The following is a 21,886-nucleotide window of genomic DNA, read 5'->3' as shown; positions in this document are numbered from 1 at the left end:
GCAACGGTAAGTGTGGGGTACGGCAGCGTCAAGACTCTTGCGCGCGAACAGTTCGCAAAGAATCATCCTGAACGAAAGTTCGTGCAGGTGACTTCCTCACATGTGTCGCGCGGCGGCGGTCTCAGCCAGCTGACCTGCCGCTCCGATGTAAGTGACGGGGTCCAACAGTTCATCGATCTCGGTCTCGCTCAACCACGCGATGATCTCCGGGCTGGCAAGACTTGCCTCGCGCAAACTCACGCCACGTGCGACCGCGTCGTCGACGACGGCAGAGACGAGGGCCTTCGCGGGCCCCTTGCCCAATTGCGCGGACAATGCCGCCGAAAGCCGCTCGGCCGCGGGCTGCCCGCCGAGTAACGCGAGGTTGTCCAACATGCGCTGGGCATGCACCTGCAGTCCGCGGCTCAGATCTACGGCCGTCTGCGCCGCACCGCCGGCAAGACGCAGACATTCGCGCAGGGCCAACCATTCGGCGTGCCAGCCACCCGCGGATCGTTCGTCCTCGCTGAGCAACGAGCTGGTCAGGATGGTGCTCAGCGCCGGAACCTGCAGTGCCGCCGACCTGATCATCGTGGCCAGCACCGGGTTTCGCTTGTGCGGCATAGCCGAGGAGGCACCGCGACCCGGTGGCGCCGGTTCGAGTACCTCCGCGACTTCGGTACGGCTCAACGTCAGCACATCGATGGCGAACTTGCCCAGAGCGCCCGTCACAAACGCCGTGGTGCTGCCGATATCGGCAATCGGGGTACGCAGCGCGTGCCAGGGCAATCCCGACGCGGCCAGGCCCGTCCTTCGCGCGAAGGCGGTGTTCAGTGTCTCCACGAATGCCCCGGGATCGGCGCGCTGCGGCCCCGCGTATTCGAGATACCCGGCAAGTGTGCCCGCAGCGCCCCCTAGTGAAACCGGGAGTGCGCCCGCCACCGCGAGCGCGCGTGCGCGCGCCTGCAGGATCAGCTCCCGCCAGCCGGACGCCTTGAGCCCGAAGGTCGTCGGCACGGCCTGCACGGCCAGGGTACGGCCGGCCATGACCGTGTCCCTGTGTTCGACGGCCAGAACCGCGAGAGCCTCGGCCACATAACCCAGATCCGTCGCGATGAGCGCCAGCACCCGCTGGGCCAGCATCATCGCCGCAGTATCAAGGATGTCTTGGCTGGTCGAACCGCGGTGCACGTAATCGGTGGCACTCGGATCGATCTCGCCTGCCACCCGGGTCAGTTCCTTGATCAGGCCCACGACGGGATTGGCGGTCTCCCGCGCCGACAATGCCACCGCACGGACGTCGATATCGTGTCCGGCCACGGCCTTGGCGATGACATCCGCCGCGGCCCGGGGCAGAACTCCGATATCTGCCTGCGCGGCCGCCAGCGCGGCCTCCGCATCGAGCATCGCCTGCAGCCACGCGGCATCGGTCAGCTCAGCCTCGGCGACCGTGCCGGCGCTGACCGGAGAGAGAAGCCCGGTCTCCAGGAAACCGCTCACAGCAACACTCCGTGATCACTCACATCCGCAACCGGAGTGGGAGCACTGGCCAACGCGGCGCGGGCGATCGCGTCGGCGTCACCCAGCGTCACCGAATCCACGCCCGGCCTGATTCCCGCTGCGGTAACCCAGTGCACCGACTCGGTGGGCACTCCGTAGGCGAACCGGCGCGGATGCACTCGCCCGTCCGCACCGATCAACCTGTACGGGCGCTCGGTGACCGCCAGCCCCTTTGTCTGGTACGCCTTGTGATCATCCGTGGGAATCTCATATGGGCGGCATTGACCGGTCTCCTGCAGGAACATCAACAAGGGATCGCTGCTGCGGCGCAGATCCGGCTCGTGCAATCGTGCCTCGATAAGGCTGCGGGTCCTGACGGCCGAACCCGGCACAAGTGGCGACTCGATGACCACGGCCGGGTCATGCGTATCGAAGCGCACCTGCATCTGCGGCCCCACCAGATGCATGACCCCGGCTTCCACCAGGGCAATGATCTCCTCGATCCGCTGGGCCGGAGGGCCAATGGACAAGAAGGCGTTCAACGGCGTGTACCAGCTCTCCAACTCGTCCCGGTACGACTTACCGTCCAGTCCGCCGTGGTCCACGGCCAGCCGGATCTCGTTACGTAGGTCCCGCAGGACATCCAGCGCCGCTTTCACCGGTCCGTCGACGTTGCCCTCACGTGCCATCACCACGTCGGCGCGCAGGTGTTCGAGGATCCATGCGGTGAAGTCCTCGGGGCCGCTGAACTCGCGGTCACCCCATGGACGGTCGAGATCATCCCATTGCCAGGCAATCCCAAGCAGGTCGTGATCCGACAAGATCGCCTCCAGGTCGCCCTCGTCGGCATTGAGGTACCGCTGGGTGAACTCTGGTACCGGCACCCCGCGTTGTGTCAAATGCCCTTCGTAGTAGACGCATTCCACCTCCCGCGCGATGAGCGGCCAAAGGTCGCGGCGGAATTGCAGGAGACCACCGAGGCTCTCGCGGAGCTGGACGATGCGTTCTGCGGTGAGCAGACGCGGAAAATAGCGACCAGAGGAACCCTTCTGGTTCTCGCCGCGTGCGTGGTACGGAATGCCACGTCGCGAGCTGGCATACAGAATCGGCTCCTGCCCCGACGGGCGGTACACCAGTCGTCCCTCTTCCGTGCCGTGCTCTCGCTCGAACTTTCCACCACGGCCCACCGTCAGCAGCGCCATGTAGTCGAAGAAGTTCAGCCCCAATCCCCGAACAGCGACGGGTTCACCCGGTGTGATGGCCGACAAATCGATATCGGCCGGGTTGGCCGGCGTGACGTAGGTCAGTCCATGGATGCGGGCAAGGGAAGCGGCCCGCGCCTCACCGGGACGCAGGCCCGCAGGTACATGCCCAACGGCGAGGATGACGGCGCTCAGGTCATGCAACCTGGTGCCGTTTTCCAGCCGAACCCCCTGTGGCCCATCAATATCGCCATGAGTGTCGGCCAATGCCACCGCGCGCGAACGATGGACGCGGACCGTCACGTGATCGGGTGCCCACCCGACCACACGCGCGAAACTGTCGCTGAGGTAATGCCCGTAGAGGGCGCGCGTCGGGTAGGAGTTGGACCGCAGCGTACGCGCCTCGGCGATCGCCTTCTCACTGCTACGCGATGGATCACCCAGCAACGCAAGGCTTTGCGCCCACTCGTAGAGCGTCGGACCCGGCTCGATGGGGCCGTCGATGGCCACACTGTCGTCGGTGAACACGGTGATTTGCGAGGCAACGGTGTTCATCAACAGATGCCAGGACTGATCTGTGCGCCAGACCGATCCGGCGCCCGGCGAGTAGGGATCGACGACGTGCACGACGATTCGGTCGGCGCTAGGCGCGTGGCGCTCGTTGGCGCACAGGCGCTCCAGCACGGCCAGACCACGCGGTCCCGCACCGACGATGCAAATCTGTTGGTCCGACATCTACCGCACCCCTACCGCCGACGTCACCGCGGACAGGCCGAAATCGGTGTCCCCGTGCATCCATGCCAGCTCGTCATGCAGATCGGAATCCCCCATGGCACCCAGCTTCTCGTTGCGCTCGACAGCCGCCTCGCCCGCCGCATGCCAGATGCCGATGCTGTCCCTGGCCGCCAGCGTCACGTCGGCGGTGCGGTCACGGCGTGCCTCGACATACCTGCTGAACCGGCCCGGGAGTCGGTCCGGATCGGCACCGATGATCGCGCCGAGCACCACCGCGTCTTCGAGCGCCTGGCTGGCGCCCTGCGCGGCGTAGTGCAGCATGGGATGCGCCGCATCGCCCAGTAGTACGACGCGGCGATCCGACCACTGCCGCACCGGGTCACGATCCATGAGCGACCAAGATCTCCAGTCCTGCCCTAGTTCAAGCAGGCTGCGGGCCGTTCCCCGCAAGGGCGCCAACTCGCTGCGCACCCGCGCCTCACTCACCGAGACACCCGAGAACGCCTGCGTGACGCCATCGGTGCGGCTTGCCGCCAGATTCAGCAGCGATCCACCCGCGATCGGGTAAGTCACCAGATGGCAGCCGGGTCCGGTCCACCAGGTCACCGAATTGGATTGCAGGGTCCCGTCAACCTTGTCGATAGGCACCGTGGTGCGGTACACCGTGATCCCGGCCACCCGTGGTTCGCCATCGTCAAGCAGCACCCGCCGGATCGAGGAGTTGATGCCATCAGCACCGATGAGACCGTCACCGTCCACGCTGGTACCGTCGACAAGCAGCGCCCGCACACCCTCAGCATCCTGTTGATATCCGAATACCTCACTGCAGCTCAGTAATTCAATGCGACTGTCCGCAACGCAGGCGTCGACCAGGATGCGATGCAGCTCGGCACGATGCACCACCAGGTAGGGGCTGTCGAATCGGTGCTGGTAGTCCGTCCCCAGACTCATGGTGTTGATCAACCGATCGACGGTGGCGTCGAAAAGCCGCAGCGAGTCCACCTGGACTCCGATGCTCTCGATCTTGTCGCCCACGCCAAGCAGGCTGAGGGCATGTAATCCGTTGGGGGCAAGCTGGATACCGGCACCGATCTCGGCGAACTCCCGAGCCCTCTCCAGCACGACGACCTCGTTACCGGAGGAGGCGGCGCTCAACGCGACGGCAAGTCCGCCGATACCACCACCGACCACAATGAGCCGCGACATCAGAAGGCCCCCGCGCCGATCCGCGCCGACAGTTCCAGTCTCTTGATCTTGGTGGTGGCAGTCTGCGGAAGCTCATCAAGACGCAGCTGCAGCGGAGGCGCCATCGGCGGCAACTGTGCTGCCGCCGCGTCCCAGGCGTGCAGATTCAGCGGCACATCGTTTTTCGTGCATACGACCGGCTGCGCGAGACCATTCGGGCCGGCGACGATGATCACCTCGGTCAGCTCGCCCACCGCCAGGAACAGGCGATCCTCGGCGGCCAGTGTGCTACCGAAGCCGTCGATGAGATCGACTTCGCGGTCAAGGAGGTGGATGCATCCCCACCGGGTGCGGTAGCCGACATCGCCCATCCGCCACCAGCCGTCGTCAAGCTGGTTGTCGTAACGGTCTTGCTCTCCCAGGTAGGTACGAATGCGACCGTCGGTCCGCACCTCGATGTAACCGGGGTTCTCCTCTGAGGGCGGCTGACCATTGCGGGAAACGATCCGGACGTCAGTCATACCCGGAAACGGGTAGCCGACACAACGCCCATCGGAGTCCGCGGACCGGAATCGGCTGAACCCGCGCGCGACGATCGGCCCCACCTCACTTTGACCGTAAAGCTGACCGAAGAGCGGGCGTCGGCGTTGCGTGGCCGCCAGCAGGGTGCGCACGGTGCGCGGATGAATGGCATCGAAGGTACTGCTGAAGTACTTGACCGAGGCCAGCGGGCGCCGTGGATCCTCGGCCAGCACTTCCCAGTTGATGAAGGTGTTCGGGTGGGCCTCAAGGATTCCCGGCTTCACACGGAGGAAGATCTCTGCGGCGTGCTCAGGTTCGTCGTCGACGAGTACCACCACGGGAAAGCCGCGCAGCATCGCGATCGCCAGTGCGGTCACCAGGCGCGAATGTACGAAGGACACGTGGATGACTACGGGTTCGCGGCGGCGCACCAATGCGGCGACGGCGGCTTGAGGGCGATACCGCGCCTCGAAGGTGAAGTTGGTGTGCACCGCAAGCTTGGGCACCCCCGTGGTACCGGAGGTGTGGGTGATGAGTGCCGGATCGTGCGGGCTGGGGACAACGGCGGGCGCGGGCGCGGCAGGGGTGAGCGCCGACAACGTCACGGCCTGAGGGTGCTGGCCCTCGGCGAGCAGGATCCGTGAGGTGATCTCCGCGATCGGCTGTCCAGCCAGGTCACCCTCCAGCTTGGCGGTGTCCGTCAGCAAGGTCGGGTTGCCCACCCGCCCAATCAGTATCGCTACTGTCGCACCGTCTAGTTTGGGGGACAATAGAACTGGAACCGCGCCGACGCGGGCCGCGGCACAGGCCGCCAGGGTGATATCAAAGCCGTCGGACTTGTGAATAACCAGTTTCTCTCCGGGAGCGACACCGGCCGCTCGCAGCCGCCGCGCAATATCGTCAACGGCCGCAGCCACCTGGGCGACGGTCGACGTACCCTCCAGCTGTGGGGCCAACGAAGGTCGATGGTCCAGCGTCAGCGTGTTGGAGGGGTGCCTACGCGCAGCACGTTCGAAAAGTGAGCCGAGCTTGATACCGCGGTTTCCAATGCGCTGCAGAATCATTGGGGTACTCCAGCTTTCTGAGTAGCATGTGCTTCCTCGGTGATGCGCGATATCGCGTCCACAGTGGCCTGCATATCGGCACGGAGCTTGTCTCCCCATTCACGAACGAATCGCTCCTTACCCTCTTCGTCAAGGCGCGACATGATTTCCGTGATGCCCTCGGTGGGCTTGCCCATCCGGTAGTGGTGGCGCAGGATCGACCCACCCTCGGCAGCGTCGACGAAGTAGCTCCAGACACTCTCCTGTCGCTCTCCGGAACGGTTCAGGATGGACCAGCTGAACTGCTTCGGCGCTTCGGCGGCCACGATCTCACTTTCGGTCTGCCAGCCCCCGCGCACCACCGGTGCCCATGCGACGACATCGGTGGCGCGATTGTTGTTGCCGCGGAACACCGCGCCAACCTGTCCGGGATCTCCGGATATCCATTGTCCACCAATGCATTCAGGGCTCCATCGACCACTTTCGGGGAGGTCGCTGACCAATGCGTACAGGTCTTCGGGCGATGAGGTGCAGAAGGCGCTGGTTTCGATTTCGAAGAGGCTCACGCATCAAAGGCTGGCACCGGCGGCAGGAGGCAGCGATGTATCCGCAGAAGGTCCGTCAAGTTGGTTTTCGGGTCCGTCAAGTCGGTACGCCGATGTGGAGTAAACACCAGGTTGCGGCGGGGAATCACGCCGGAAGCAGCACCAAACGGGTGCCGCCCATAACTTCCGTCTCGATACGCCGATGCGCCCGAGCCGTCTCTGAAAACTGCATCAAGTCAATGGAATTCGGAACAATACTACCGCCGGCGAGCAGGACGGCCGTGCGCTGCGCCGCAGCGGCGAGCTGGTGGGTGGACGCCCTGGACATGACAAACCCGCGAATGGACCCGCTCTTGCGATACAACGGACCGAGGGGTACCGACCGCTGGGTCTCCGGGGTTCCGTCGCCCGATATCAGGACGATCCGTCCGTGTGGTGCAAGCAAATCCACCGCTGCGGCAACGTTGTTGGTGCCCGAAGTGTCCACATAGACGTCGATGCCGCCGTGGTGGGTCTTGCTGACCAGCGGCACCCAATCGGAGGTGTAGTCGTATACCTCGTGGGCGCCGAGCTGCACGCACCTGTCCAGGCTTCCCTGTGACGCCACGGCAATCACCCGTGCGCCGGAACCGGCTGCTAAGGAGACTGCGGCCGACCCCACGTTTCCACCGGCCCCGATGATCAGCACAGTCTCTCCCACGCCGAGTTCCCCGTATTCGACGGTCGCCAGATATGCGGTCGAGGCGGGATGGGCCACCGCGACAGCGACCACCGGATCCACATCCGACGGTAGTTCGTACAACCTGTCGGCCGGTACCGCGGCGAATTCTGCTGTGGCGCCTTGCCTTCCGTCGTAGCCAAGGCTGGTGCACCACACCCGATCACCGGTCCGGAATCCCGTGGATGCCTGAACAACCGTCCCTACCAGGTCACGTCCCACCACGAACGGCAGCGGAATCGCGGTGGGGTACGAACCCGAACGCACAAAGGTGTCCACTGGGTTGACCGCCACCGCGTCGACCTGGACAAGTACTTCACCCGGCGACGTCGCGGGCTCAGGAAGCGTGCCGTACTGGATGTTTTCGGCGGGTCCCCGCTGCTCGATATAGGCGGCGCGCATACGGACATCTTGCGGTATGCCCGCCGCACCCACAATGTGACGGATTACGTTGCTAATGCTTGTAATTCACGACCCGCTCGCGGGCAGCGGTGTGAGTGGTACGCCGCGGCTGCCCGATGGGAATCGGCGTGTGTGAGTCACTACCGTCGGGAAGGTGACGGACAACGGCGCCGGTGGTTGCCGCCGGCCCCATGGCCGGCCAATAGTGCAGAAATGACGCGGGTTGTCCTGATCGTGCTGTGCGCACTGCAGGTCACCATGCAGCTCTACGTGTGGATTCCGATCCATGACGCGGTGTCGGCCTCCTACCACGGACAGAACATGACGCCGCCACTTTCCGCGGCGCTGTTCGGCTACGCTGCGGGATTCCTGCTATTCGGCCCGATCACCGATCGATTCGGTCGTCGGCGAGTGCTGATCGCCGGAGTATCGGTGATGGCCGTCCTGACCTTCGTGGTGCCCTTCGCCCCAACACCCGCGCTGTTCGGATTGCTCCGGGTGCTGCAGGGGTTCGCCGGCGGCGCGTTCTCACCGTCCGCGCTGAGTTATCTCGGGGAGACCCTGCCGCGGCGGACGGCGACCACCGCGATCGGCGCGGTATCCACCGCGTATCTGATGGCCGGGGTACTCGGGCAAGTGATGGCCTCCGTCATCACCGATGCATGGGGTTGGCAGTGGCTGTTCTGGGTGAGTGCGGCCGGGCTCGCGCTCAATGCCGCGCTGCTGGTGCTCGTCATGCGCGAAGAACGCGGAGGGGATCCCTCGGCCCGGGTGATGTCCGGTTTCGCCGCCCAGGCCCGCCTGCTTACTCGCCGGGATATCTCAGTACCGCTGACCGCGGTGTTCGTGCTGATGCTGGCGTTTGTCGCGATGTACACGAGCCTGGCGAACCAGCTGGTGGATGAGCTGCGGCTGCCGGAGTCCACCGTCACGACCATTCGGCTGGCCGGCATTCCCGGAATGCTGGTGGCACCGTTCGTCGGATCCTGGGTGGGCAAGGTCGGCACCGAGACCGGGGCACTGGTGGGGTACGTGCTGGCAGCGACGGGGTTGGCGATCGAGGCCCTGGGGGCCGATTCGGTTCCGGTCATCGTCGTCGGCAGCAACATCTTCGTCGCCGGTATCGCGATTGCCTCGACGGCGATGGTCACCATGTTCGGTGATCGGGCGGCTCCCCGGCGCGGTGCCGGTACCGCCTTGTACGGCTTCACTGTCTTTCTCGGCGCCAGTTCCGCGCCCTATCTCGCGCACGCCCTCGGATTCCGGCCTCTGCTTGGCGTGTTGGTGGCCGCGCTGATCGGCGGCGCGGCCCTCGTGGCCAGTTCACGACGTGCATCCGGGCCGGTCAAGGGGATGGCGGACATGGGCACCCAGCCCAGTCCGCTACCATGACCGACGGAGGATTCGCCTAGTGGCCTATGGCGCTCGCCTGGAACGCGGGTTGGGTTAATAGCCCTCAGGGGTTCAAATCCCCTATCCTCCGCCACTGCAGGACCGCATCAAGGAGGGCAATGGCTGCCGGACGCCGGACGGCGACCATCGTTCTGACCAGCAGCCATGCCGCTCTCTCCTTGATCGCGGGACTGCTTTTTTTCTTCTTCGTGCTGCCCCGCTGGCCCGAGCTGAACGGCGCCACAGGCCACTCCTTCGGTACCGGAATGCGCGTCCTCGCCGGCCTGCTGCTGGCGGCCGCGGGTGTCCCTGCGCTGCTCTCCTGGCGACAGACTCGCCGGCCCGAGGCCGCAACGCCACAGTTGGCACTCACGCTGCGCGCGGCAGCCTTCATCGGCCATTTCGTTGCCGGCGGCCTGATCATCGGAACGGCGATCGCCGAGATCTGGCTGAACCTGGATCGGTTCGGCATCTGGGAATTCGGGACATACGGTGCGGCGGCGGCCATCGGCGTACTGGCCTTCGCGGCATATCACCTGGCGTTCGTCGCCGAAGCCCCGGAAAAGGAACGTAAGCCCCGCCCGGCCAAGAAGAAGGCCACCAAGGTCGCCAAGGTCGCGGAACCGGCCACCGGGACTGCCGAGACAGCCGATGACACTGCTGTCGAGGAGCCCGAGGAGTCCGGGGAGTCTGAGGAGGCAGAGCCAACCGCCGACGAAGCCGCCGAAGACACCGAGGAGGCGCTCGCACCGGCGCGCGGGCTACGGAACCGTCGGACCCGCAAGTCCTAGGTCACGTCCTTACCCTGAGCGGACAAGACCAGCACCGAACCGTCCTTGGGCGCGAATGCCGTGACCTCCCATCCGCCCTTCGTGGCGTTGGTGGACAGCATCCGGTCAAACTCGTCACTGCGTTCGAACTGCGCGGAGGACGGCACACCCGCATCGAGTGTCTTCCACAGACGCGGCCTGGTGGCGAGCACCATGCTGGAGCGGAAAGGCGCTACGTACGCGGCCAACTGCTGCGGCGGCATTTCGATGATCGCGTCGACCCAATACGTGGTGTTCGGGCCGGGCAGCGGCTCATCGCCGAAGAAGCCCTGCACCCATTCACCGGTCACCGGTTTCGGTAGCTTCGGGAAACGCTGCTCCAACGGTGCGGAGTCGTAGCGGATCGGCGATGCTCCGGTCTTTTGCGGCGTGTAGGAGGTCTGGGTGGAATTGGACTGGCCCCATGACGAACAACCACCCACCGCGAGCAGCGCAATGACACAGGTCGCCGCCCAACGCTTCATTCCTGCACGGTACCGGCACGCCACGATGTGGTTGCGAGTATCCAGATCGCCACCACAAAGAACAGCAACGGATAGAGGGCAGAGTCAAAGACTCTTTCCGCGCGCGACATCTGCGCGATCACCGCGTCCCACGCGGTGATGTAGGACCCAAAATCGGGGTCTATTCGCATCGCGCGGACGTAGAGCGCCAGGTAACACCACATGGACACCACCACCGCGGCCACGGCCGTCACGGCGGCCCACTGCCACCGCTGAGCACCACGAGCGGTCAGAAGCTGGTTGACCAACAGCACCATCAGCGGCACCGTCCAGACCCAGTGATGCCCCCAGGCCAGCGGGGAGACGACGCAGCCGACCATTCCCACCACGGTGACCGCCAGCAGTTCCCGACCGCCCCCGTGCGCCCGCCACGCGGCGGCCATCCCGAGTATCGCGGCACTGCCCGCGAGGAGGACCCACAGCCACGTTGGCATGGGTTGCGGCGTATAGATATTCGACAACGCACCGCCGATCGACGCATTGGCAGGATGATCCAGAGAGCCGATGTGGCCGGTGGTTCGCACGGCACCCAGCCAGTAGTCGGACGAATCCGACGGCAGCACAATCCATCCCAGCGCCACCGTGCCCACGGCTGTCACCATCGCCGTCACCGCGGCCCGCCACTGACGGGAAATCAGCAGGTAAGGAACGAAGATGATCGCCGTGAGTTTGACCCCCGAAGCGACACCCACCGACCAACCGCGCCACCGCGCACCCTCGGGCCGGGTGAGGTCCCAGATGATGAGGGCGGCCAAGACGAGATTGACCTGCCCCTGCCATAGCGTCCCATGGATAGGCTGAATATCCCAGGCCACCAGGTTCATTCCCACACACGCGACGGCCAGTGGACCATTGGCCGCGAACCCCAGAACCCGCCAGCATCGCCAGATGATCGCGGAAAGCGCCCCTAGATTCACCAGGAACCAGATAACCTTCGCCGTCGCCAGCGGAACGAAACCCAATGGGGCGAAAAGCAGCCCCGCGAACGGCGTATACGTGAACCATCCCGCATCCGGAATCTCCGTGGCATACAACGGCTCACCGCGCAGAACCCGCAGACCGCCGAACCGGTAGGTCATCAGATCGCCGCCGTTACTGAACAATCCGAAACTGTTGGGGGCGTTCAGCGGAATCAGCCAATGCTGTAACAGCACCGCCACGACCCCGGCCGCCAGCCACGCGCCGGCCGCCCGCCACGACATACTGCGGACCGTCACTACTGCTTCCTATCGGTATCCCTGGATGGCTGAACGCGTTTCGGTTCTCCCGGCATCTTCGGGTAGTTCGGCGGATAGGGCATATCGCCCAGTCCATTCGCCTCGTCCCGTTCTACCATCTCCAGCAGCGGCTCGATCGATTGCGACGCATCATCCATATCTGCCATGGGGTCCGGGCGTTTCCTTAGCAGCTCGGGCACGGTGGCGATAGTGAAGTCATCGGGCTCGGCGTCGACGAGTTCATCCCATGTCAACGGGGTGGAAACGGTGGCAATCGGGGTTCGCCGCACCGAATAGGCCGATGCCATGGTGCGATCACGCGCGTTCTGGTTGAAGTCGATGAAGATACGTTCGCCACGTTCTTCCTTCCACCACGACGTAGTCACCTGCTTCGGAGCGCGGCGTTCCACCTCGCGCGCCAGCGCGATACCGGCGCGGCGCACCTCGAGGAAATCCCAGCGGGTCTCGATGCGCAGATAGATATGAATGCCGCGGCCCCCGGAGGTTTTCGGGTAGGCGGTGAACCCGAGCTCGTCGAGTAGCGGCCGCAGCACGTCCAGCGCCACCGACTTGGCCTCGCCGAATCCGGTCCCCGGCTGCGGGTCCAAATCGATGCGCAGCTCATCGGGGTGGTCCAGATCGGGATACCGCACCTGCCACGGATGCAGCGTCAGCGTACCCATCTGCGCTGCCCATACGATCGCGGCGGGCTTGGTCACCCGGAGGACCTCCGCAGTGCGGCCCGAGGGGAAAGCCACCTCGCAGCTGTCCAGGTAATCGGGATAGTGCTTGGGCAGCCGCTTTTGGTAGATCTCCTCGCCGTCGATGCCGTCGGGGAAGCGCTGCAGGTGCGTGGGGCGGTCGCGCAGCGCGTTCATCATCGGGCCGGTGGCAACGGTGCGGTAGTACTCGGCGAGGTGCCGCTTGGTGCCGCCGTCGGCGCCCAACTGGGGGAAATACACCTTGTCAGGGTTGCTCAGCCGCACGGCGATACCGTCGACATCCAGTTCCTCGGCGGGCGTGGGCATTACCGTCATCATATGGGAATGGACTTGCCCGTCATGCCGCCAATCGCTCCAATGCTTGCGAAACCTGTCGCGAAAATCCCCGACGGCGCGTCCTACGAGCCCAAGTGGGATGGGTTCAGGTCGATCGTCTTTCGGGACGGCAACGACGTGGAGTTGGGCAGCCGCAACGAAAAACCGCTGACCCGATACTTCCCCGAGCTGGTTACGGCCGTTCTGGCTGAGTTGCCCCAGCGGTGCGTGATCGACGGCGAGATCGTGATCGCTACCGCGTCGGGGCTGGATTTCGAGGCGTTGCAACAGCGGATTCACCCGGCGGATTCACGCGTGCAGCTGCTGGCCGAGCAGACACCCGCCTCGTTCATCGCATTCGACCTGCTCGCGCTCGGCGACGAGGACTACACGGGGCGACCTTTCAGCGAGCGCCGTTCCGCGCTGACGGAGGCCCTCGCCGCAGCAGAAGGTCGCCGGCCCCCCGGCTCCAAGACCGGGACCTCTATTCATCTCACCCCCGCTACCACTGACCAGAAGCTCGCGCAGCGCTGGTTCGAGGAGTTCGAGGGGGCCGGCACCGACGGTCTCATCGCGAAACCGCTGGCCATCGCCTACCAGCCCGACAAGCGGGTGATGTTCAAGATCAAACCCGAGCGGACCGCCGATTGCGTGGTGGCCGGCTATCGGGTGCACAAGTCGAGCGAGGACGCCATTGGGTCGCTGCTTCTTGGCCTGTATCAGGACGACGGCGCGTTGGCTTCGGTCGGCGTGATCGGCGCGTTCCCGATGGCCGAACGCAAGCGGCTCTTCCACGAGCTGCAGCCGCTTGTCACCTCCCTCGATGATCACCCCTGGAACTGGGCGGCTCACACGGCCGGTGAACGCACGCCACAGAAAAACGCGGGCTCTCGCTGGAACGCCGGCAAGGACCTGTCGTTTGTGGCGCTGCGTCCCGAGCGGGTCGTAGAGGTCCGCTATGACCACATGGAAGGCGCGCGGTTTCGCCACACCGCACAGTTCAACCGCTGGCGCCCGGATCGCGATCCGCGTTCGTGCACCTACGACCAGCTCGAGCGGCCAATCGCGTTCAGTCTCAACGAGATTGTTCCGGGCCTGGTGTGACGGGTGCCGGACGATTCGCGCCGAGCCCATCGGGTGACCTGCATATAGGCAATCTGCGCACCGCGTTGTTGGCATGGCTGCTGGCGCGATCGACTGGGCGGCGGTTCCTCATGCGGGTGGAAGACCTGGACACCCGCACCAGCACCGCCGTGGCGGAACGACAGCTGGCCGACCTCGCCGCGATCGGCCTGGAGTGGGACGAACCCGTGGTGTGGCAGACCGACCGGACCAGCGCCTACAGCGAGGTGCTCGACGCATTGAAATCTCGCGGCCTGCTGTACGAATGTTATTGCAGCAGAAAAGACATCGCCCAAGCGCCGACGGCGCCGCATGCCCCGCCCGGCGCGTATCCGGGCACCTGCCGAGACTTGTCCGAATCCGAACGCGCACAGCGCCGGGTGGGCCGCGACGCCCGCCCACCCGCCTTGCGGCTGCGTACCGAGAACTCCCCCTTCACCGTGCGTGACACCCTGCACGGTGAATACACCGGCCTGGTCGACGACTTCGTGGTCCGCCGCGGTGACGGTGTGACGGCCTACAACGTCGCGGTCGTGGTCGACGATCACGCACAGGGCGTCGACCAGGTGGTACGCGGCGACGATCTGCTGGCCTCCGCGCCCAGACAGGCCTACCTGGGCGCGCTGCTGGGTTACCCGGTGCCCACGTACGCCCATGTCCCGCTGGTTCTCAATACGGCGGGCGCACGACTGGCCAAACGCGATGGTGCGGTGACCATCGCCGATCTGGGTGCCCAGCGGGCGTTCGACTTGATATGCGAATCGCTCGGATACGCGGCCGCGAACGCCGCGGACCTGCTGGGCCAGTTCGACGCGGGACGCATCCCGCGCAACCCATGGATATACCCGGGCTGATCCGAAGCGGACTGGTTGGCACGGGAATCGTGTTAGCCTCCCGCGGTGTTTCGTGCCGTCGCGCTCGCACTTCTGGCACTGTTGGCAGTAGCCGGTTGTGGAGGCCAGACACAGGAGTCGCTGCGGATTGGCACCGAGGGGGTCTACGCTCCGTTCAGTTTCCATGACGAGCGCACCGGTGAGCTGGCCGGTTACGACGTGGAGGTAGCTCGCGCTGTCGGCGAGAAATTGGGCCGCCCGGTGGAGTTCGTCGAGATCCCCTGGGACGCGATCTTCGCCGGATTGGACGCCGACCGATTCGACGTCGTCGCCAATCAGGTGACGATCACCGCGGAGCGTCAGGCCAAATACGACCTGTCCAAGCCGTACGCGGTGGGTGAGGGCGTGATCGTCGCCCGGGCCGACGACAACACCATTCACACTCTGGCGGATATCCGCGGCAAGGTGGCCGCCGAGAATGCGACAAGCAACTGGTCGCAGATCGCCCGCGATGCCGGCGCCCGCGTGGAGACCGTCGAGGGCTTCACGCAATCCATCACGCTGTTGAGCCAGGGCAGGGTCGATGTCGTCGTCAACGACAGCATCGCCGTCTATGCCTACCTGGCCAGTACCGGAGACCCCGCCGTGAAAATCGCGGGGACCACAGGTGCGCGCAGCGAGCAGGGGTTCGCGGCCCGGAAGAACAGCGGCCTGCTGCCCGAGTTGGACAAGGCGTTGGATCAGCTATCGGCCGACGGCACGTTGACCCGCATCTCCGAGAAGTACCTCAAGGCCGATGCCAGCGGCACCCGGAAATCGCAAGCGGGCCAGGGGAATTCTGGCGTAGGAAGGTCCGACACCCAGCTGATTCTGGACAACCTCTGGCCGATGGCGCGTGCCATGCTCACGGTCACTCTTCCGCTGACAGCCATCAGCTTCGCGATCGGGCTAGTCATCGCCCTCGGGGTGGCGCTGGCCCGTATGTCCGGTCGTCGCGCCCTCTCCGGCCTGGCCCGGATCTACATCTCGATCATTCGTGGCACCCCGCTGCTGCTTCAGCTGTTTCTGATCTTCTTCGCGCTGCCCGAATTCGGACTGAGGATCAGCCCATTTCCCGCTGCGGTCATCGCGTTCAGTCTCAATGTCGGCGGCTACGCCGCCGAAATCATCCGGTCGTCCATCCTGAGCATCCCCCGAGGGCAGTGGGAAGCCGCCTCAAGCCTGGGCATGAGTTACCGCACCACCTTGTGGCGCATCGTCATCCCGCAGGCCAATCGTGTCGCGGTGCCCCCGTTGTCCAATACATTGATCTCTCTGGTGAAGGACACCTCACTGGCATCGGCGATTCTGGTGACCGACGTGATGCGCACGGCACAGATTGCCGCCGCGCCGACCTTTCAGTTCTTCACGCTCTACGTCACCGCCGGCGTCTACTACTGGATCGTCTGCATGGCGATGTCGGTGGTGCAGGACAGGCTGGAGGAACGCCTGGCCAAGTCTGTTGCGCGCTAGGCGATACTCACCGGAAGATCGGCGAGACCGCGCAGCGTGACATTGGGCTTGTAGCTGGGCTCACCGGTCAGCCGCGCGTCGGGGAAACGCGCCGTGATCGAGCTCAACGCCAGCTTGGCCTCCAACCGGGCCAACGGAGCACCCAGACAGAAATGGGGTCCGTGCCCGAAGGCCAGGTGTTTGATCTCAGCGCGATCGGGGTCGAAGACGTCCAGATCGGGGCCGATCTCCGGATCGCGTTGCGCGGCAGCAATCATCAGCAGCACCCACTCCCCGCTGGGGAACGTGGAGTCTCGAACATCCATGTCGCCGTCGGCGACCCGCGCCACCATGTGGACCGGCGGGTCGTAGCGCAGCGTCTCCTCGATGACCCGCGGCGCACGCTCAGCGTTCTGCCCCAACAGTTTCCACTGCTTGGGATCGCGCAGCATCGCCAACGACGCGTTGGCGATCAGGTTGACGGTGGTCTCATGTCCGGCAATGAGCAGCAGCGTGCACGTGGAGATGATTTCTTCCTCCGTGAGCTGATCGCCAGCCTCCTTCACCTGGATCAGCGCCGACAGCAGATCGTCGCCGAGATGGCGCCGGCGGGCCGCGATGAGATCGGCGAAGTAGTCCCACATCCAATGGGCGGCCTGGAATCGTTGGTCCATGTTGGCAGGCGCCTGACCGGTCAACGCGAAAACCGGGTCCAACCCTTGAGCGAGCAGCGCGGAGGCCCTGCCGAATTCGGGCTCGTCTTGGATCGGCACCCCCAGCATTCGGCAGATCACCGCGACAGGCAACGGATAGGCGAAATCTGTGACCAGGTTGAAGGTGCCGCGCTGAGCAATGTCGTCCAGAAGCCGGTCCACGAGGGCCTGGATATCTTCGGCCATCGCATTGATCACCTTGGGCGCAAAGGCCTTTGAAGCCAACTTGCGCAGCCGGGTGTGATCGGGCGCGTCCAGCCCCAAGAACGAGGGCCTGGCGATCAGGTTGGGATTCTGCGCCAGCTGTCGCTGGACGATCTTCGACTTGCGCCGATCCGAGGACGCCTGCGGGTGGCGCAACACAGCGTTGCAGTCCGCGAAGGTCGCCAGCACGCTCACCGCCATACCGGGCGGGTGCACCGGGCCAGGCTGCGTCTGCTCGACCAGCTGGCTGTAGACCGGATAAGGATTGGCACGATTGGCCGGATCGAGCACCTGAAGCAAGAGCGTGCCCGGGTCGGTCGTAGTAGGCATGTGTCCAGTGTGCGCCGGGATACTGAGATCTGCCTGAATGAGTGCTCAGCGGTAGTAGCGACCCAGGGTGTCTTCACGCAGCTCGTCGAAGCAGCCGTCCACGATGCTGGCGCGGATGCGGTCCACCAGCCCGATGGTGAATCGCTCGTTGTGGATGGTGGCCAAGGTGGACGCAAGCATCTCCTTGGCCTTGAACAGGTGGTGCATGTAGGCCCGCGTGTAATGCGTGCAGGTGTAACAGTCGCAGGCGGCATCAATCGGAGTGAAGTCACGGCGGTACCTGGCACCGGTGATGTTCACCCGGCCCTCGCGCGTGTAGACGGCGGCATTGCGCGCGACCCGCGAGGGGGACACGCAGTCGAAGGTGTCGGCCCCCGCGGCCACTGCGGCGAAGAGATCGTCGGGCTCGCTGATCCCGAGTAGGTGACGTGGTTTGTGCTCGGGCAGTTCGGATGTCACCCAGCCCACGATGGTGCCCAGGTTCTGCTTCTCCAGCGCGCCACCGATCCCATAGCCGTCGAAACCTCGGCCTTCTTCGCTGGCAAGGGATTCCAATCCACGCACGGCCTGCCGACGTAGGTCCTCGTACTGTGCGCCCTGCACCACACCGAACAACGCCTGGTAGGGCTTGTCGGCACGCTCACGCGTGAGCTTCTCGTGTTCATCCAGGCACCGCTGCGCCCACTCGTGGGTGCGCTGCACCGAATCCTCTTGGTATTCACGGGTATTGATCAATGTGGTGAGCTCATCGAAGGCAAAGATGATGTCAGCGCCCAGCTGATGCTGGATCTGCATGGACACCTCGGGGGTGAACCGGTGCGTGGACCCGTCCAGGTGGGAGGTGAAGGTGACACCGTCGTCGTCGACGTGCGCGAGCTTGTCCTTCTTCTTGCCGCCTCCGAAGGAACCCATGACGTCGTCGGAGCGCGCACGGTCGAGGTCCATGGCCATGACTTTGCGCGCCCCCGAGCCCAGGGAAAGCACCTGAAACCCGCCGCTGTCGGTGAACGTTGGACCGGACCAGTTCATGAACGTCCCGAGCCCTCCGGCCTCGTCCACGATGTCGGGGCCCGGCTGTAGGTACAAGTGGTAGGCGTTGGCGAGCACGGCCTGAGCTCCGAGCGCGGCCATGGTTTCCGGCAGCACCGCCTTGACGGTGGCCTTGGTTCCGACGGCAATGAAGGCCGGGGTCCGGATGTCGCCGTGTGGAGTATGGATCACCCCTGCCCGGCCCGCGGTTCCGGGCAGGGTGGCGTCAATGGAGAAGTACTGATCAGTCATCGGAGGTTATTTTGCCCTGGGCACGCCGGACCGCCGGCCCTCGGCTCGTCACGCAAGCGGTTCATCGCAGTCGTAGGCTGAGGGTCATGACAACGACGTCGGATCTTCTCGCGCTGGAGCATGGCACCACCACCCAAGAAGCCCTGGCTTTCTTCGACAATTTGGCGCCCGTGCGATCAGAGGAACTGGTCGGCCAGCGCTGGCATGGCGGCGAGGTGCCCACCGGGCATTCGATGGACGGCATCCTGACTGTGTCCGGCTGGTACGGCAAGCAGTTCGACGATGTGGATCATGTGCATCCGCTGCTGTTCAGCGACGGGGGCGGCGATATCTTCGCGGTCGATCCGATGCTGGCACCGATGGGGCTTGCGGGCCGGATCAGCGGCCTGACCGAGTCCCCGATGGTCAAGCGGACGTCTCCGACCGCCTTGTCCGCTCTCAAACCGCTGATCAGGACCAACAAACACCGCGCACGGCTGCGCAATATCGAGTTCCGCGGCGCGGTCAGCGCCGCCATGGTCTACGACCACAAGGCGATCATCGACCACTTCCGCAAGGTCGATGACGCGACGCTGCTGGGCATCATGGACCTGCGGGACATGGACCAGCCGTACTTCTTCACCTTGCGCCGAGACTGAAGGCTGTCGCTCACCATCGCCGCCGCAGTGGTGGGTCGCTGCAAGAGCCGGCATAAAAATACCCCCTGAACTGCGCTAGCAGTCAGAGGGTAATGGCGGTGGCGGAGGGATTTGAACCCTCGGACGGGGGTTACCCGTCACACGCTTTCGAGGCGTGCTCCTTAGGCCGCTCGGACACGCCACCGCCGAAGAGACTACAGGCAGGCCGGCCCGATCCCCCAATCGGTTGACCGCTCCCCCGGCTGCCGCCGCAGGCGAAAGCGCTATATCGCGTTATCACCCGGCGGCGTTAGCAACGAGCCATCCATATGCGTGAAGTCGCATGGCTGGCAGGAAACTCCCAGCGTGCTGTACGAAATCAGCGGCGTGGCTCCAAGGAAAGTGGCCTTCCATCTTGCTTGTGCAGGTTCTCGTTGGCATCGCGACATCCGTCTCTCGGGGCGGGCGGACGCCGTCTGGGCCAGCAGCGAGACCGGCGCGAGCAGATCGACACCATCACGAAAGGCCCTGACCCATGAAATTTCTCGTAGGAATCGCGGCATCCGCGGCCATCGCCGCGGGCACGCTCGGCCTCGCGGCTCCGGCCGATGCGGCGCCGGCGCTCCCAGCCCCCAACTACCACTGGTGCCCGGGCGAATTCTGGAATCCCATCTGGGGATTCAACTGGGAATTCGGCGAATGCCATGACGACTGGCATCGCGACCGCGACGGAGACTGGCACGACCGCGACTGGCGCGGCGATCGTGGCGATCGCGGTGACTGGCACGACCATGACCATGACCGCGGCGACTGGGGGCATGGCCACGATCGCGACTGGAGGCCCTAGCCCAACGCCATCGAGAAGCAACCCCGCCCGCCGGACTCGTTCCAGCGGGCAGGATTGTTTGCCATGCGTCGCCAAAATGCAATGAGTGGCCAACCAGATGCGTGCGAAGTATCTTGATTGACAGCAGATTTACAGTTCACCATACGCATAACGCACGTCGATTACCAGCAAAGAATGCTTTGCTTACTTTATGAAAATTCTCGTTGGACTTGCCGCTTCCGCAGCCATTGCCGCAGGCGGGCTCGGCCTCGCCGCCACTGCAAATGCCGCCCCGGCGCCAGAGCTTCCGGCGCCCACGTACCACTGGTGTCCGGGCGAGTTCTGGAATCCGATCTGGGGCTTCAATATGAATTGGGGCGAGTGCCACGCCGACGGAATCCTCGACCGCGATCGCCCCGGCGACTGGCGCGGCGACGACGGCCGCTGGCGCAACAACGGCCCCGGCCCGGGTGACAACCGCGGACCCGATCGTGGGCCTGACCGTGGACCCGATCGCGGCCCAGACCGCGGGCCCGGTAACGACTGGCGCCGCTAAACCTCCCGAATCGGCCCGTCCGGCGCGCGACCCTGACCCCTCATCAGCGCCGGGCGGGCCACCTACCTTTTCGCTGCGAAGAAGCTCTCGAGCAGCGCCGCGCACTCGTCGGCAAGCACGCCGCCGCGAACCTCCGGGCGATGAGCCTGCCGACGATCCCGCACCACATCCCAGAGCGATCCCACAGCACCGGTCTTGGGCTCCCAAGCACCGAACACCACCCGGCCGACCCGCGCAAGCACCAACGCCCCGGCACACATGGTGCACGGCTCGACGGTCACCGCCAGCGTCGCCCCTTCGAGCCGCCAACCATCGCCATGCTTCGCGGCGGCCTCTCGCAACGCGAGAACCTCGGCATGTGCCGTCGGATCACCCAGGCGTTCACGGGCATTGGCGGCGCGCGCCAGCTCTTTTCCGTCTGCGGCATAGATCACCGCACCGATCGGCACATCGTCGGCACCCGCCTCGCCGGCTGCGACCAGCGCCGCGCGAATCAGCGCCTCATCGTCCGGAAACGTCACCGATCCAGCTTGTCGAGCACCGCACCGAACTCGTCGGCGAAGCCCATACGTGCCGCGATCATTCCGAGCTGCTCATCCGGGTAGAGATCGGTCTCGCTGAGGATCACACTGAGCACCGGCTCGGGCAGTCCGATATCGGAGAGCAGGCCCAGATCGCCTTCCTCCCACGGATCGACCTCGTCAAGCTCATCGGAATCGAGCTCCGGGACAGGAATATTAAGCCTGTCGAGCACCTCGGCAGCGATGTCGTAGTCGATGGCCGCCGTGGCATCGGAAATCAGCAGATGCGTTCCCGAGGGTGCCGGACGGATGATGATGAAAAATTCCTCATCTACATCCAGCAAGCCGAACACGGCACCAGCGCTGCGTAATTCGCGTAGCTCGGTTTCGGCCGCCGCTAAATCGGTGAGCGCCCCGGCCTTCAACGACGTCACCCGCCAGCGACCCTCTTCACGAACGACGGCCACGCCGAAGCCCTCCAGGCTTTCGGCGCTGGGCCCTGCGGCCTTGGCACGTTGTGCGTCCATAAGCCAATACGGTAATGCCCCACCCGTGTTGTGACCACAATCCTGGGGCTCTTCG

At 64.9% G+C, this 21,886-nt stretch carries 21 protein-coding genes and 2 tRNA genes; 9 read left to right on the top strand and 14 right to left on the bottom strand.

All coding sequences use genetic code 11. The annotated features are described in order from the left end of the window. Nucleotides 1-96: 96 nt before the first annotated feature. The 6 genes from AC5Y5C_RS05455 to AC5Y5C_RS05430 all read right to left on the bottom strand — a co-directional run bounded on the left by AC5Y5C_RS05455 (nt 97) and on the right by AC5Y5C_RS05430 (nt 7,831). Nucleotides 97-1,479 (bottom strand): lyase family protein, encoded by a 1,383-nt coding sequence (locus tag AC5Y5C_RS05455; RefSeq protein WP_499969799.1) that lies wholly within the window; start codon nt 1,477-1,479, stop codon nt 97-99. After that, nucleotides 1,476-3,416: an FAD/NAD(P)-binding protein gene (locus AC5Y5C_RS05450; RefSeq protein WP_499969797.1), complete on the bottom strand. Its 1,941-nt coding sequence runs from the start codon at nt 3,414-3,416 to the stop codon at nt 1,476-1,478. Before AC5Y5C_RS05450 ends, AC5Y5C_RS05455 begins: the two co-directional genes overlap by 4 nt. Then, entirely contained in the window at nt 3,417-4,622 is a 1,206-nt protein-coding gene (locus AC5Y5C_RS05445) for an FAD-dependent monooxygenase (protein WP_499969794.1), read from the bottom strand. Next, nucleotides 4,622-6,187: an AMP-binding protein gene (locus AC5Y5C_RS05440; RefSeq protein WP_499969792.1), complete on the bottom strand. Its 1,566-nt coding sequence runs from the start codon at nt 6,185-6,187 to the stop codon at nt 4,622-4,624. Before AC5Y5C_RS05440 ends, AC5Y5C_RS05445 begins: the two co-directional genes overlap by 1 nt. Beyond that, the gene (locus tag AC5Y5C_RS05435) at nt 6,184-6,732 is read right to left on the bottom strand and encodes an SRPBCC family protein (RefSeq protein ID WP_499969788.1); all 549 of its coding nucleotides are present in this window, start codon (nt 6,730-6,732) and stop codon (nt 6,184-6,186) included. The genes AC5Y5C_RS05440 and AC5Y5C_RS05435 overlap by 4 nt, the downstream gene beginning before the upstream one ends. A 124-nt stretch (nt 6,733-6,856) precedes the next feature. Further along, nucleotides 6,857-7,831 carry an NADPH:quinone reductase gene (locus AC5Y5C_RS05430; protein ID WP_499969785.1) on the bottom strand — a complete coding sequence of 325 codons (975 nt, stop codon included), beginning with the start codon at nt 7,829-7,831 and terminating at the stop codon, nt 6,857-6,859. Between the two features lie 213 nt (nt 7,832-8,044). On the opposite strand from AC5Y5C_RS05430, the gene AC5Y5C_RS05425 reads away from it, so the two are divergent. The 3 genes from AC5Y5C_RS05425 (at nt 8,045) to lucA (ending at nt 10,014) form a co-directional block, all read left to right on the top strand. Beyond that, nucleotides 8,045-9,223: an MFS transporter gene (locus AC5Y5C_RS05425; protein ID WP_499969783.1), complete on the top strand. Its 1,179-nt coding sequence runs from the start codon at nt 8,045-8,047 to the stop codon at nt 9,221-9,223. A 5-nt stretch (nt 9,224-9,228) separates the two neighbouring features. Further along, nucleotides 9,229-9,317: transfer RNA gene (locus AC5Y5C_RS05420), tRNA-Ser, on the top strand. A gap of 25 nt (nt 9,318-9,342) precedes the next feature. Next, nucleotides 9,343-10,014 (top strand): lipid uptake coordinator LucA, encoded by a 672-nt coding sequence (lucA, locus tag AC5Y5C_RS05415; protein WP_499969779.1) that lies wholly within the window; start codon nt 9,343-9,345, stop codon nt 10,012-10,014. Here lucA and AC5Y5C_RS05410 read toward each other — a convergent pair. Genes AC5Y5C_RS05410 through ligD form a run of 3 tightly spaced genes read right to left on the bottom strand, consistent with a single transcriptional unit; the run spans nt 10,011 to nt 12,801 of the window. Continuing rightward, the gene (locus AC5Y5C_RS05410; protein WP_499969774.1) at nt 10,011-10,517 is read right to left on the bottom strand and encodes a hypothetical protein; all 507 of its coding nucleotides are present in this window, start codon (nt 10,515-10,517) and stop codon (nt 10,011-10,013) included. The genes lucA and AC5Y5C_RS05410 overlap by 4 nt on opposite strands. Then, nucleotides 10,514-11,773: a glycosyltransferase 87 family protein gene (locus tag AC5Y5C_RS05405; RefSeq protein ID WP_499969772.1), complete on the bottom strand. Its 1,260-nt coding sequence runs from the start codon at nt 11,771-11,773 to the stop codon at nt 10,514-10,516. Before AC5Y5C_RS05405 ends, AC5Y5C_RS05410 begins: the two co-directional genes overlap by 4 nt. Next, nucleotides 11,773-12,801 (bottom strand): non-homologous end-joining DNA ligase, encoded by a 1,029-nt coding sequence (gene ligD, locus AC5Y5C_RS05400; RefSeq protein ID WP_499969770.1) that lies wholly within the window; start codon nt 12,799-12,801, stop codon nt 11,773-11,775. The genes AC5Y5C_RS05405 and ligD overlap by 1 nt, the downstream gene beginning before the upstream one ends. An 18-nt stretch (nt 12,802-12,819) precedes the next feature. Between ligD and AC5Y5C_RS05395 the strand changes: the two genes are divergently transcribed. Genes AC5Y5C_RS05395 through AC5Y5C_RS05385 form a run of 3 tightly spaced genes read left to right on the top strand, consistent with a single transcriptional unit; the run spans nt 12,820 to nt 16,277 of the window. Continuing rightward, complete coding sequence (locus AC5Y5C_RS05395; protein WP_499969768.1) at nt 12,820-13,914, top strand: ATP-dependent DNA ligase; 1,095 nt, start codon at nt 12,820-12,822, stop codon at nt 13,912-13,914. Next, nucleotides 13,911-14,786, top strand: a complete 876-nt coding sequence (gene gluQRS / locus AC5Y5C_RS05390) for a tRNA glutamyl-Q(34) synthetase GluQRS (protein WP_499969766.1) — start codon at nt 13,911-13,913, stop codon at nt 14,784-14,786. Before AC5Y5C_RS05395 ends, gluQRS begins: the two co-directional genes overlap by 4 nt. Nucleotides 14,787-14,831: 45 nt before the next feature. Continuing rightward, nucleotides 14,832-16,277, top strand: a complete 1,446-nt coding sequence (locus AC5Y5C_RS05385) for an ABC transporter substrate-binding protein/permease (RefSeq protein ID WP_499969764.1) — start codon at nt 14,832-14,834, stop codon at nt 16,275-16,277. On the opposite strand, the gene AC5Y5C_RS05380 is transcribed toward AC5Y5C_RS05385, so the two are convergent. Together AC5Y5C_RS05380 and tgt are read right to left on the bottom strand one after the other, a co-directional pair. Beyond that, nucleotides 16,274-17,503, bottom strand: a complete 1,230-nt coding sequence (locus tag AC5Y5C_RS05380) for a cytochrome P450 (RefSeq protein ID WP_499969762.1) — start codon at nt 17,501-17,503, stop codon at nt 16,274-16,276. The two genes, AC5Y5C_RS05385 and AC5Y5C_RS05380, sit on opposite strands and share 4 nt — an antisense overlap. A gap of 45 nt (nt 17,504-17,548) precedes the next feature. Beyond that, nucleotides 17,549-18,784, bottom strand: a complete 1,236-nt coding sequence (gene tgt, locus AC5Y5C_RS05375; RefSeq protein WP_499969760.1) for a tRNA guanosine(34) transglycosylase Tgt — start codon at nt 18,782-18,784, stop codon at nt 17,549-17,551. An 86-nt stretch (nt 18,785-18,870) separates the two neighbouring features. On the opposite strand from tgt, the gene AC5Y5C_RS05370 reads away from it, so the two are divergent. After that, the gene (locus AC5Y5C_RS05370) at nt 18,871-19,422 is read left to right on the top strand and encodes a DUF4334 domain-containing protein (protein ID WP_499969758.1); all 552 of its coding nucleotides are present in this window, start codon (nt 18,871-18,873) and stop codon (nt 19,420-19,422) included. Nucleotides 19,423-19,515: 93 nt separating this feature from the next. Here AC5Y5C_RS05370 and AC5Y5C_RS05365 read toward each other — a convergent pair. Next, a tRNA-Ser gene (locus AC5Y5C_RS05365) sits at nt 19,516-19,606 on the bottom strand. Nucleotides 19,607-19,936: 330 nt separating this feature from the next. Here AC5Y5C_RS05365 and AC5Y5C_RS05360 point away from each other — a divergent pair. Further along, nucleotides 19,937-20,248 carry an Mtp family mycobacterial-type pilin gene (locus AC5Y5C_RS05360; RefSeq protein ID WP_499969755.1) on the top strand — a complete coding sequence of 104 codons (312 nt, stop codon included), beginning with the start codon at nt 19,937-19,939 and terminating at the stop codon, nt 20,246-20,248. A 190-nt stretch (nt 20,249-20,438) separates the two neighbouring features. After that, nucleotides 20,439-20,783, top strand: a complete 345-nt coding sequence (locus AC5Y5C_RS05355; protein ID WP_499969753.1) for an Mtp family mycobacterial-type pilin — start codon at nt 20,439-20,441, stop codon at nt 20,781-20,783. Nucleotides 20,784-20,845: 62 nt separating this feature from the next. On the opposite strand, the gene AC5Y5C_RS05350 is transcribed toward AC5Y5C_RS05355, so the two are convergent. Both AC5Y5C_RS05350 and AC5Y5C_RS05345 read right to left on the bottom strand, forming a co-directional pair. Next, the gene (locus AC5Y5C_RS05350) at nt 20,846-21,304 is read right to left on the bottom strand and encodes a nucleoside deaminase (RefSeq protein WP_499969751.1); all 459 of its coding nucleotides are present in this window, start codon (nt 21,302-21,304) and stop codon (nt 20,846-20,848) included. Next, nucleotides 21,301-21,831 carry a tRNA adenosine deaminase-associated protein gene (locus AC5Y5C_RS05345; RefSeq protein ID WP_499969750.1) on the bottom strand — a complete coding sequence of 177 codons (531 nt, stop codon included), beginning with the start codon at nt 21,829-21,831 and terminating at the stop codon, nt 21,301-21,303. The genes AC5Y5C_RS05350 and AC5Y5C_RS05345 overlap by 4 nt, the downstream gene beginning before the upstream one ends. Nucleotides 21,832-21,886: the final 55 nt, after the last annotated feature.

The organism is Mycobacterium sp. NGS15, assembly GCF_059813245.1.
This window is presented reverse-complemented; position numbering and strand designations above follow the sequence as displayed.